This window comes from Rothia sp. HC945 (assembly GCF_051370785.1).
Lineage (GTDB): Bacteria > Actinomycetota > Actinomycetes > Actinomycetales > Micrococcaceae > Rothia.
In genome coordinates, this window is record NZ_JBFCSN010000001.1 from 1510922 (window position 1) to 1523157 (window position 12236).

Below are 12236 nucleotides of genomic sequence, written 5' to 3' on the forward strand. Positions count from 1 at the left end.
GGTCTGAGCAGTCATGAGGCCCTCTCTTTCGCGCTCTGGTCTCGTCTGTCGCTCAGGAGCGACGCCGCGGTGGCAACGGCGCCTTCGACGTCGTCGTCCTCCGGGTACAGAAGTGTTCGACCCACCGTGAGGCCCTGGACGCCTGGTAGGGCGAGAGCGTCACGCCACGTCGAGAAGATCTCGTCGGGTGCGGCCGTCGGGTCTCCGCCCAGGAGCACCGTGGGGAGGGTGGTCGACGCCATCACGCGCTCCATGTCCTGGACCACCGGCAGCTTCATCCAGGTCCAGGCGCTCGAAGCGCCCAACGAGGACGCGATACCGACGGACTTGATCACGGCCTCCGTGCTGAGGTCGTTGGCGACCCCGCCGTTGCGAGTGGTCGAGATGAAGGGCTCGACCATCGCGTACAGGCCGTTCTCGGCGAGATCGTTCACGGCATGTGCACTGGCCTCAAGGGTCGCGGTGGTGTTCTCGTCCCCATAGTGGATCCGGGTCAGCATTTTGCCGCCGTCGGCCCCGAGCCTTTTCAGGGTCTCCGCATTGTGGGCGGTGAAACGGTCGTCGATCTCGTTGACCAGTCCCGACAAGCCACCACGGTTCATGGAACCGAAGACGAGCTTGCCGTCGAGCGCGCCCAGCAGGAGCAGGTCGTCCAGCACGTCGGGAGAGGCCAGGACGCCGTCGACGTCGGGGTTCTGGAGCGCCGTTCGCAAACGATCGAGGAGGTCACGCCGGTCGGCCATGGCCTCATGATCGCCCCTGACTTTGAGGGCACCGCGGGCCGGATGGTCGGCGGCAACGATGAAGTTCTGCTTGCCGTAGACGACGCCGGGGTGGCGCGTCCGCGCATCGGCGGCCCGTTGCACGGCCTCGGGGTCTTCGAGACGAATCCGCGTGAGGTCTTCGTACCTGGTCGGATCGTCCGAGCCGATCTCGGGAGCGGGGAATCGGGGAATCCCGTGCCCGCGGTTGTTTTCGGTGCTCATGCCGCAAAACCCCTTCCGCGCTCGTTGAGCAGCCCCAGGACCTCGGCCGTGGACGGCATGTCCTCCGAGCAGGCGATGCGCGAGGCGACGATCGCGCCGGCAGCGTTCGCAAAGTCCAGCACGTTCTGCATGTCCCACCCGGAGAGGATCCCGTGGCAGAAGGCCCCACCGAAGGAGTCACCCGCTCCGAGCCCGTTGCGGGTCTCCACAGCGACCGGCTCCGAAATCACCGTCTCATTCGCGGTCTTGGCCATGACCCCCTTGGAGCCCATTTTCACGACGGCGATTTTGACGCCGGCGTCGAGCAACCGATCCGCCTGCTCTTCAGGGGATCCGTCCCCGACTGCGACCGCGCATTCCTCGCGGTTGCCGATCGCGATGGTCACGTACTTCAGGTTCTCCCGGACCTGTTCTGTGGCGTCATCGATCGAATCCCAGAACATCGGCCGGTAGTCGAGATCCAGGACGGTGTGCTGGTCCTCCCCCAACTCTTCGCGAGGACGGGCCCGGTGCGCCTCGAGCTGAGCGGAACGGCTGGGGTCCTGACAGAGGCCCGTCACCGTGGACCAGAAGATACGGCTGTCCTTGACCGCCTGCACGTCGATCTCCTCCGGTTTGATCTGGAGATCCGGCGCGGTCGGGAACCGGCCGTAGAAGTAGAGCGGGAAGTCTTCCGGGGGTTTGATCGCACAGAACGTTGCCGGAGTCTGGAGTCCTGCCACGGGGGCGACATGGGCGTCATCGACGCCGTACCGACGCAGTTCGCGGTGGAGGTATTCACCGAAGGGGTCGTCCCCGGTGCGGGTGATCACGGCCGGATTCCGCCCGTGCTTCGCGGCGGCGACGGCCACGTTGGACGGCGAACCGCCCAAGTACTTGCCGAATGAGGTCACATCCTCCAGGCCCACTCCGATGTCGTTGGGATAGATGTCAACACTGATCCGTCCCATGGTGAGCAAGTCGTAGCTCATGAGCTGGCTAGTCCTTCCCGCGGTTCGTCTGCTACCGGAACGTCGGTCCGCTGTTGGACCAAACGCCCCCTTCGGCGCCTCGCCTCGGACCACCCATGGTGATCCGTCTTACTCATTACAGAGTGCCCTATGGTCTTTGTCCTGTCAATGTTTTGTGCAGACAAAGTCCGTTGCTCAGTGTACCGTGACGTGACGGGGGTTACGTTCGCGGGGTCGACACTTCCCCGAGCCGCCCTCCTCGACCGCATCTTCTGCACGACCGCAAAGGAGCCCTCAATGAAAATCGGCGTCTACAACGCGATCCTCCACGACCTCTCCCTGGACGAAGCACTCGACGAAGTGGTGAAGCTCGGACTGGACGGCGTCGAGGTCAATTCCGGCGGCTTCCTCCCGCCGAATCACCTCCCGATCGACGAGATCCTCTCCTCTGATGCAGCCGCCAAGGACTACTTGAAACGATACGAGGACCGCGGGCTGGAGATCCTGGGGCTGAATTGCAACGGGAATCCGCTCAATCCTGACCCGGCCATCGGCCCCGACGACGCCGACGACATCCGGCGCTCGATCCGCGCGGCCGCCGCCTTGGGACAGAAGCGGGTCGTCACGATGTCGGGTCTACCGGGGTCGGACCCGGACGCCCACTACCCCGCATGGAACATCAACGCGTGGGGGTCGCGCGCCCTGGACTCGTTGGAGTGGCAGTGGGATCGGGCCAGCGAGTTCTGGACCGAGATCGACGAACTCGCCAGGCAGAACGACGTCAAAGTGGCGCTCGAACTCCACCCCCAGAACCTTGTCTTCAACCCGGCGACGGCTCGACGACTGGTGGATCGGATCGGAGCCACCAATATCGGCGTCGAGCTCGATGCCTCCCACCTCTTTTGGCAGCAAATGGACCCGGTTGCCTGCGTCCGGTGGCTGGGGCCGCTGGTCTACCACGCGGCCGCCAAGGACGTGCGGATCAACCGTGAAAACGCGGAAATCCACGGGGTCCTGGACGAACGGTTCCGCCGCCTCGGCCCCGAGGAACCCCGCACCCACATGGGCGGTGACGAATACGCCAATGAATGGCCACAGGATTCCGCATGGGACTTCGTGACCGTCGGCATCGGGCACGACGCCGACTACTGGGCCGAATTCCTGCGCGCGCTGGCCGAAACGGAAGAGGCCACGGGCGAGGAGATGTGCGTCAACATCGAGCACGAGGACACCTCGATGGGCGCCATCGAAGGCCTCGAACTCGCGTCCCGCACCCTGTTCGACGCGGCACAGCGAGCCGGCCTCCGCTGACGGGCAGGAGCCGGGTGCGGCGGTCGGTCGCTGGCGGGTCGCTGGCGGGGTCGGCCGGTCGGTTGCTGGCAGGCGGGGGATCGGCCGATCTTCGTAGTAGAGAGTCGGCCCATCACTGTCGAAATGTCGCCGCACCCGCAGCATCCCGCGTTAGGTGGGGGTTACCCGATTCGGTGCTGCCAACCGCCGTTAGGTGGCGGTTAAACCCCCACCTCACGGCAGATAACTCCACGTGATCGGGTAACCGCCACCCAACAAGCGACGTCATGCGCACGACGTCGGCGGGCAACCCACTCTCGATCGGGTAACCGCCACCGAACAGGCCTTCGCAAGCGCGCGACACCGACATCGGCCCTTTCGATACCCCCGCGAGGTGGCAATCCCGTGCGAATTCTGTAGCCAAACTCGCTCAAATCTGCCACCTCGCGGAAGGAGGCTGCACAGAGTTGCCGCCTCGACCCTGAGGACCCCGTCCCAGGCACCCAGGCACCCAGGGCCCGAGACGCCCAGAACCCGAGAGGCCCAGACTCCCACAACCCCAGAGCCCTCCCCAAGGGCCTCCCGCGAACCGACTATTTCTTGACGACGTAGATCTGGCCGGTGGTCACGTCTTCCTCCAGGCCCTCCAAAGTGCGCCCGCGGGTCTCAGGAACCTGCGTCCTCACAAAGATCAGAGCCACCAGGTTGATGCCGGCGAACAGGAAGAACACCACGGTGATCCCCAAGCTCGCGACCATCTGCGGGAAGAAGAGGGCCAACAGTCCGTTGGTCAACCACCCGAAGAAGACCGAGACGCCAATCGCGACGCCGCGCATGTGGAGGGGGAAGATTTCGGCCAACCAGACCCAGGCTGCGACGTTGAGGAATGTCTGCATGGACGCCACGAAGGCCACGATCAGGAAAAGGAGGACCCAGGGACGGATGGGGTTGTCCTCGGGAATCCAGCGGGAGGAAACGCCGATGAGGGTGTGGCAGACCGTCGTCAGGGTCAGGCCCAGCGTGAATACGGTCCTCCGGTCGACCCGGTCCATCATGTACAGGGCGATGAATCCACCGATCACCGCGACGATTCCGGGAGCAATGTTGGCGATCAGCGCCGCATTTGCCCCGAATCCGGACTGGATCAGCACGATCTGGCCGTAGTACATGATCGAGTTGATGCCGGTCAGCTGTTGGGCCATGGCCACTCCGATACCGACCAGAAGGATCCGGAGCAACCACTTGTTGGCCAGGATCGCTCCGAGACCGGTGCGAGCCTCTCGCTCTTCTTCCGTGACATCCTCGACGTCGAGGATCTCGGCTTCCGCCCGACCCTCAGGGCGCACGGTTCGGAGGACTTCGAGTGCTTCCTGGTGACGTCCGCGATCGACCAACCAGCGAGGTGATTCGGGCATGCGGAGCATCCCGATGAACAGGCACACCGCGGGGATCGCGCAGACTGCGAACATGTACCGCCAGACGTGGTCGAGGTGACCCAGGGTGCTCCCCAGAACCGCGTTGACGACGAAGGCGGAGAGTTGCCCGATGACGATGGCGACTTCGTTGCGCCCCGAGAGGGAGCCGCGAATTTCGTAGGGGGCGAGTTCGGCGAGGAACACCGGGACCACCGTGGAGGCGCCACCCACGGCGAGTCCGAGGCAAACGCGGCCAGTGACCAGCAATCCCACGTTGGGGGTGAGGACGACGACGACCGTACCCAGGAAGAACAGCACGGCCAGGATGATGATGGTTTTGCGTCGTCCGATGGCATCAGAAATTCTGCCCCCGAAGAAGGCGCCGAAAGCGGCCGCGAAAACGAGCGAGCTCGTCGCGACCCCCTCCGTAAAGGCCGTGAGACCCAGTTCGTCCGCCATGGGGCGCAGCGCCCCGTTGATGACCCCGGTGTCGTACCCGAAGAGCAGTCCACCGAAGCAGGCAACGACGGACATCAGCCCCAGACGTCGCCGGTACGGCCCGGGTGTCAGTGGGGGAAGATGGGCACTGGTGGTATCGGTTGCTGAGTTCGTCATCGGAGACTCCTTTGTCCGTTGTCTCGTCGGGGAAAGAATTCTCCCGAGTGACCGGCCGCTCTGGACGGCCTGGCGTTGCAGAACAACCTAGCGTGACTCAGCACACGTGTCTAGGGTTTGTCCTGACATCTGGACTTGTCGGGGTCACATACGACGCCCCTCAGAACAGCGCGATCTTCTCCGGTGCGGGGAAAATCTCGTCCAGCTCCGCCAGGTCGTCGTCGCCCGGAATCCACGACGTCGCCGCAGCGTTGGTGCGCACCTGCTCGGCCGACGTCGCCCCGGCGATGACCGAAGCAACCTGCGGGCGGGATGCCAACCACGAGAACGCAACGTCCAGCGGACTCAGATCGCGTTCCGCGGCGAAGGCAACGAAACGCTCGATCTGGTCCCAGTCGGTCGATTCGAGCAGACCCGGCTTCGAGTGTGACAGCCTCGACCCGTCCGGTGCTGTCCCATGGCGGTATTTGCCGGTCAGCAGACCATTGGCCAGCGGGAAGTAAGGAAGAACGCCGATTCCGAAGCGCTGGGCAGCGGGCAGAACCTCGAGTTCGGCCCGGCGGTCGAGCAGGTTGTAGTGGTTCTCGGCCGCGACGTAGCGGGTCGCTCCCGTCTCGGAAGCCAGGTGGTCGGCGTCGGCGATCTGCCACCCGGCATGGTTGGACGTCCCGATGTAACGAACCTTGCCGGCGCGGACGACATCGTCGAGGGCCGCGAGGGTCTCCTCGGGAGGAGTCACCCCGTCGGGCGTGTGGTAGAAGTACAGGTCGATGTGGTCGCGCCCCAAACGCTCGAGGGAGGCATCCAGGGCCCTGTTGATGTAGCGGCGCGAACCTCGCGCACCGTGGTCGGCACCGTTGGTGCCCTTCATGTCCATCCCGAATTTGGAGACCACGACGACGTCGTCCGCGGCCTTCCCCAGACCGCGCAGGGCCTGGCCGAACATCCGCTCCGAGGTCCCGGGCTCCTTGCCGTAGACATCGGCGACGTCGAACAGCGTGATGCCCGAGTCGACCGCCGCCGAGACAACGGAGTCGGTGCCTTCCTGCGTCTCGGTCGGGGTGCCTGCACGCCCGAAGTTGTTGCACCCCAGCCCCACGGAGGAGACCATGAGTCCCGAATTGCCCAGTGAACGATATTCCGGAGTAGAAGTCATGCGTCCACACTAGATGCCGGGCAGGTGGGGCGGAAACGCCAAGCCTTCCCGAGAACAGACGCTTGCGGACTCCGACCCGTCAGGTGGCGGGGTGATCGGTGAAGAAGTCCCAGATCAGGTCCGTCGCGTGCAGGTCCGGGGTGTTTCTCCCCTGGCCCACGTGCACGGGAGCACCCGGCCAGGTGTGCCCGCCGCCGTCGATGCGATACTGCTGGACTTCCGTGTCGGAACGGCATTTCTGGTCGTACAGCCGGTGTTCGACCCCGTCCACGGGGTGGTCGACCTCGGCGTCGCGAGAACACCCGTTCCGGACCACCCACTCGTCCACGAAGTCCTCGGCCGAAAGGTACTGGCCGCCCTTGCCGTCGCCGCCACGATAGGTCATGACGCCGTCCTCGGTTCCGTGGAATTCCATGAACGGCTCCGGGGAGGCCTTTTGGCACCCGTCTCGCGTTCCCTCGTAGTAGGCTCCCGCGACGGAGGCGAACGCGGAGATGCGGTCCGACATGCGGCAGGCCAGCAGGTTGACGAATCCGCCCCCATTGGAGAACCCGGCCGCGAAGACTTGGTCCTTGTCCACGCACAGGTCCGATTCGACCCGGTCGAGGATGTCCTCCGTGAACTTCACGTCGTCGGTCTTCGGCGAATAGCCGGCTCCCTGCCAGGCCGTTCCCTGACCACCGTCGAGGCCCTGCGGGTAGACCGCGATGGCCGGTTTGTCCGAGAAGCCGGAGAGCTGCTTCATGGTGTCGGAGTGCTCGTACATGCCGTGGAAGGCCAGCACGACCGGCGACTGGGCATCCGCCTGGTAGCCCTCGGGCGTCGTGACCTGGTACATCCGGTGTTTCCCGCCAGATTCGATGGGCACGGTCCACGATTCCCCGGCCCGCATGGTACTGGCCCCGCAGCCCCCGGTCTTCCCCGAGTCCTTGCCGCCCGACGATTCAGCCTCGGAGGACGAGGCGGAACCGCTCGCTCCGGAACCGCTTCCTTCGCCGTCGACGTCGGGCGCCGAACAGGCAACCAGGCCGAGACCAAGCACGGCCACGGCACCGAGTGCACGGTTGGTTTTCTTCACGGAGGACCACGACCTTGCGGTGTTGGGGTTGTCGATGCTCGGGACTCTTCATCAATAGCACGCCACGGCCCGGGGTCAACCACCTGACCCTTCTGCTGTCTTCGTTGCCGACCAGGCACGACGCACCGGACCCCGGGTGGACTAGAATCGGTACGAGCGTCGGAGCTGCCGGAGACGGCGAGTGCGACGCTCAATCTTTTTGAGGCGGCCGCATCGGATCACGCCGGGCCCCGAGAGGGGGGCCGGTCGGCGTCGGGACCGGACACCCCAAACCCACCCATTGAGAGAGTATCTACGGATTTTCACGAATGACTTCTGAGAACACCGCGGCTCCCAGCCGCCCCCACCCACCCCGCAACGGCTTCGACTCGTTCTTCAAGATCACGGAGCGCGGATCGACCGTCGCTACCGAAGTCCGAGGCGGCCTGGCCACCTTCTTCGCGATGAGCTACATCGTGGTCCTGAACCCCTTGGTCCTCGGGCTGATCGCCGACGCCAACGGTTCCGAACTCGGCCTGGCCCGAGTCGCGGCCGCCACCGCGTTGATTTCCGGTGTCATGACCATCCTGATGGGAGTCATCGCCAACCATCCCTTCGCCATGTCGGCGGGTCTCGGCATCAACGCTTTCCTGGCCGCGACCATTTCGACGACGCCGGATCTCACCTGGGAGAACCTCATGGGCCTGGTCGTGTGGGCCGGCGTCATCATGTTCTTCCTGGTCCTGACCGGATTCCGGACCGCTGTCTTCAACGCCGTGCCGTCGTCGCTCAAGACGGCGATCGTGGTCGGCATCGGTCTGTTCATTTCGCTCATCGGATTCGTCAACGCGGGGTTCATTCGCCGCATGCCCGATTCGGCCGGAACCACCGTGCCCGTCTCGTTCGGCGTCAACGGCGACCTCATCGGTTTGCCCATCCTGGTGTTCGTGATCGGTTTGTTCGTCACGATCGCCCTGATGATCCGTAATGTCCGCGGGGCCATCCTGATCGGCGTCATCGTCTCGACGATACTCTCGGTCGTCCTCGAAGCGATCCTTCCTTCCGGATCCTCCACAGACAAGCCCACCGGTTGGTCTCTGGTCGCCCCGCAGATTCCCGACCAGTGGCTCGGGCTGCCGGATCTGTCTCTGATCGGTAACGTCAACCTGTTCGGGGCTTTCCAGACGCTGGGCGGGATGGCCGCGACCCTCATGGTCTTCGCGATCCTGCTCTCGGTGTTCTTCGACGCGATGGGCACGTCCGTGGGCCTCGCGACGGAAGCCGACAGCATCGACGAGAACGGCAAGATCCCGGGAATCAATCGCGTGCTGGCCGTTGACGCCGTCGGCTCGATCACCGGTGGCGCCGGGTCCGCCTCGTCCTCCCAAATCTTCGTGGAGTCCGCGACGGGTATCGGCGAGGGTGCCCGGACAGGTTTTTCGGTGGTGATCACTGGCCTCATGTTCCTGTTGGCGATGTTCGTCTCGCCGCTGGTCAACATCGTGCCCTTCGAGGCCGTCGCTCCGGCCTTGGTCGTCGTCGGGTTCCTCATGGTCCGTCAGGCCGTGCACGTGCAGTGGGACGACTGGGGCCTTGGCATCCCCGCGTTCTTGACCATCGCGATGATGCCGTTCACGTACTCCATCGCGGACGGCATCGGCGCGGGCTTCGTGTCCTACACGTTCATCCGGATCGTGCAAGGACGGGCCAAGGAGGTGCACCCCCTGATGTACCTCGTGTCGGTCGCGTTCGTCCTCTACTTCGGCATGGGAGTCATCGAGGGCTGGACGAACTGAGCCCCCTTCGGGTCCGGCCCCCTTCTAGTCCGGCCCCATCTGAGTTACGTGGCGGTTACCCGATTGGGAGCCACTCACCGCCGTTAGGTGGTGGCTTAACCGCCTCCAAACGACGGCAATCGCCACCGAGTCGGGTAACCGCCACCCAACGGCACCGCGCCAAGGGCGTTCAGCGCCACGACGACGCCGCCACCCAACTCGATTCGGCGATCCCGTGCAGTTGAGATCCGGGCCGCGGCACGAGGTGGCAGATCTGTACATGGTGCGAATCGTTGCAGTACCTCACGCTATCCGCATACCCACCCCTCCCAACCGAACCTAGATCCAGTCAGGGCGCCTCCGACTTCCAGCGCGAGACCATCCCCGGCGACAACTGGGGTGTGGCTGTCGCACCCCGCGCCGAACATGCCCACATCCCCGAGCTCACCGTCAATGGTTCTACGGTCGAGTGGCACCACGTCGACTGGCTCCACGACGACGGCAGCATACAGCAGGAAGAAAAACCGCATGACATCTCGCTCCTGTCCCGGCTGAAGGCCCCCGGTGACTCCCTGACTTTCAGAATCTCTAGCCGCATTCACCCGGCCGAACTCTTCGTTGACGTGGGCGAAGGGGCGGTGACCGAATCGACGGATTTCGAAAACCCCGGAACCATGCACCGCCCCTTAGAAGAGGGAAAACTGCGGCTCGACGACACTTCCGCCACTTTCACCATCCCCATCGCCCCGGGAAAACCCCTCTTCCACAACGTCTCTTGCAGCTACTACACCCCTCCGGCAACGAACCACGAACGGTGGGCCAACGAGGTCAGCTGACCTCTGCTCGTCAACCAGCCCGAACCGTAGTTCCCCGGTCCGGGCCAGGGGCAGATATCCTGTTCACCATGACCGCGATCTCCGACGACACACGCTGCCCCTGCGGCACCGGCGAGGTATTCGGCGCGTGCTGCGGGCCGTTCATCACGGGCCGCAGCAACGCGCCGACCGCCGAGGCACTCATGCGTTCGCGTTTCACGGCATTCGCCGTTGCGGAACCGGAGTACCTGCTGGCCAGCTGGCACCCGAGCACGCGGCCGGCGTCGTTGGAGCTGGACGAATCGATCCGCTGGCAGCGGCTCGACGTCCTTCGCACCTCCGGCGGCCCGTTCGACGACGCCGCTCGCGTCGCCTTCGCCGCCCACTACCGCTCCGAGCCGGGCACACCGGAGCACCGTCGGGTCAAGGGAGTCCAGAGGGAGGACAGCCGGTTCGTCCGAGAGAACGGCCGCTGGTACTACGTGGACGGGGAGTCGCTCACCCCGTCCCGGTAGCCACCGAGATCCAACCGGGGCCAATCGCTCAGGTCGGCCAGCATCTGCTGATCGTGGGTTGCGACGACGACCGCAGCATCCGTCGCTCGCAGGGCCGCCGTCAGCTCATCGACCAGGGCCGGCGAGAGGTGATTGGTCGGCTCGTCGAGCATGAGCAGATCCGGGCGTCCGGCCAGGCACAGGGCCAGATGCAGGCGCCTTTGCTGCCCCTGGGACAGTTTTCCGACCGGAGCCCCGACCGACGCCGAATCCAACAGCCCCAGGCTCCGCAACGACGGTGCGTCGGGACCGGTCGGTGCAGAATCACCCACGTCCATCCGGGCGATGTGGTCCCGGTACGTCTCCGACGCCGTTTTCGACGAATCCCACGCGGGAACCTCCTGGGAGAGCAGAGCGACACGAGCGCCCTGATGAACGGTCAGGTCCCCACTCGTGAGCCGAAGCCGCCCGGCCAGCGCGGAGAGAACGGTGGACTTGCCGGCCCCGTTCGGACCGGTCAGCAACAACCGGTCACCGCCGTCGATCCTCAGACCGACCGATCGGTCCAGTCGACCGGAAACCATCATGGCCTCTCCGTGCAGAAGGGGTTTGCCCCTGGTGCCCAGCGAATCCGGCAGGGCGAAGTGCAGAGGGGGCTCGGGGACCGTGATCCGGTGACTTTCGAGATCCTCGAGCCGACGGTTGAAGGCCTGAACGACGCCGTCCGAGCGCGTGGCCCGTTGGTGTTTGCCTGTCCCCTTGTCCGGTCTCCAACCCGTTCGGAGCCTGCCCCTGGCCTCGTCGGCGGCCTCGGCGAGCCGCGACTGTTCACGAACCTGGTCTCGGTGCTCCTGCTCCCACCGGTCTCGCTCGCCGTCCCGACCAGCGACCCACCCGTCGTAGCCGCCCGAATACAATCGGGGCCGCCCGTCCCTGGTGGGATCCAGGTCAAGAAAGCTGATCCCGACCTCGCGCAAGAGGCCGCGATCGTGGCTGACCAGGACCAGGCCGCCCCGGTGCTCCTGGAGACGCCAGGCCAGGTAGCGCAGCCCCTCGGCGTCGAGGTGGTTCGTCGGCTCGTCCAGAAGCAGGAGGTCCGAACCGGAGCCGAGCGCGACGGCCAGCCTCACCCTGTATCGCTGCCCCACGGACAGCGTCGAGAGTTTCCGCTCGCGGTCCGAGCAGGCACCCAGCCCTTCCAGGTCGACGTCGACACGTCGCTCCGCATCCCACGCGTCGCATCGGGTCGCCGCATCCAGAGCTGCGGTGTACCTCGCCTCGGCACCCGGCTGCCCGCGGGCGAGATCCTCGGTGGCCGCCTCGAGGTCATCGAGGGCCGCAAGAGCCTCGGCGATGGAGCCGTGGATGAGGCCGCCGACGGTCCGCTCAGAACCGGCCTCGAGATGTTGCTCGATGAGCGTCAGGGTCCCGACGCGGGACACCCGCCCGTCGTCGGGCACCAGGGTTCCGGCCAGCACGTGCAGCAACGTGGTCTTGCCCCGACCGTTCTCGCCGACGACGGCGAGTCGGGAACCGGCCGAGACCGTGACGTCGACGCCGTCGAGCACGGTCCGGTCTCCGAGGGTGACGCAGATTCCTTCGGCCCTGATCTGGGCCGAACCTCCCGCCGAGACCATGGTGCTCACGGAGGGGTTTGAAAGAGATGAATTCGACATGGTGTTC

The 12236-nt window shown here is 65.3% G+C and carries 10 protein-coding genes; 4 read left to right on the top strand and 6 right to left on the bottom strand.

The features are described from left to right. Nucleotides 1–11 precede the first annotated feature (11 nt). A complete protein-coding gene (locus AB0Y14_RS06700) occupies nt 12–986 on the bottom strand; it encodes a Cgl0159 family (beta/alpha)8-fold protein (protein ID WP_436588405.1) in 975 nt (324 codons plus the stop codon). After that, nucleotides 983–1957, bottom strand: a complete 975-nt coding sequence (gene iolC / locus AB0Y14_RS06705; RefSeq protein WP_436588406.1) for a 5-dehydro-2-deoxygluconokinase — start codon at nt 1955–1957, stop codon at nt 983–985. The genes AB0Y14_RS06700 and iolC overlap by 4 nt, the downstream gene beginning before the upstream one ends. A 276-nt stretch (nt 1958–2233) precedes the next feature. Here iolC and AB0Y14_RS06710 point away from each other — a divergent pair, with 276 nt between their 5' ends. After that, complete coding sequence (locus AB0Y14_RS06710; protein ID WP_436588407.1) at nt 2234–3247, top strand: sugar phosphate isomerase/epimerase family protein; 1014 nt, start codon at nt 2234–2236, stop codon at nt 3245–3247. A 572-nt stretch (nt 3248–3819) separates the two neighbouring features. Here AB0Y14_RS06710 and AB0Y14_RS06715 read toward each other — a convergent pair. From AB0Y14_RS06715 to AB0Y14_RS06725, 3 genes are all read right to left on the bottom strand, one after another. Then, entirely contained in the window at nt 3820–5256 is a 1437-nt protein-coding gene (locus AB0Y14_RS06715; RefSeq protein ID WP_436588408.1) for a sugar porter family MFS transporter, read from the bottom strand. Between the two features lie 160 nt (nt 5257–5416). Further along, nucleotides 5417–6412, bottom strand: coding sequence for an aldo/keto reductase (locus tag AB0Y14_RS06720; protein ID WP_436588409.1), 996 nt, complete (start codon nt 6410–6412; stop codon nt 5417–5419). Between the two features lie 79 nt (nt 6413–6491). Then, a complete protein-coding gene (locus AB0Y14_RS06725) occupies nt 6492–7490 on the bottom strand; it encodes an alpha/beta hydrolase family esterase (protein WP_436588410.1) in 999 nt (332 codons plus the stop codon). A 308-nt stretch (nt 7491–7798) separates the two neighbouring features. Between AB0Y14_RS06725 and AB0Y14_RS06730 the strand changes: the two genes are divergently transcribed. From AB0Y14_RS06730 to AB0Y14_RS06740, 3 genes are all read left to right on the top strand, one after another. After that, a complete protein-coding gene (locus tag AB0Y14_RS06730) occupies nt 7799–9265 on the top strand; it encodes an NCS2 family permease (RefSeq protein WP_436588411.1) in 1467 nt (488 codons plus the stop codon). A gap of 380 nt (nt 9266–9645) precedes the next feature. Further along, nucleotides 9646–10080, top strand: coding sequence for a hypothetical protein (locus AB0Y14_RS06735; protein WP_436588412.1), 435 nt, complete (start codon nt 9646–9648; stop codon nt 10078–10080). A gap of 68 nt (nt 10081–10148) precedes the next feature. Continuing rightward, the gene (locus tag AB0Y14_RS06740; RefSeq protein ID WP_436588413.1) at nt 10149–10574 is read left to right on the top strand and encodes a YchJ family protein; all 426 of its coding nucleotides are present in this window, start codon (nt 10149–10151) and stop codon (nt 10572–10574) included. On the opposite strand, the gene AB0Y14_RS06745 is transcribed toward AB0Y14_RS06740, so the two are convergent. After that, nucleotides 10538–12229, bottom strand: a complete 1692-nt coding sequence (locus tag AB0Y14_RS06745; RefSeq protein ID WP_436588414.1) for an ATP-binding cassette domain-containing protein — start codon at nt 12227–12229, stop codon at nt 10538–10540. The two genes, AB0Y14_RS06740 and AB0Y14_RS06745, sit on opposite strands and share 37 nt — an antisense overlap. Between the last annotated feature and the right edge of the window lie 7 nt (nt 12230–12236).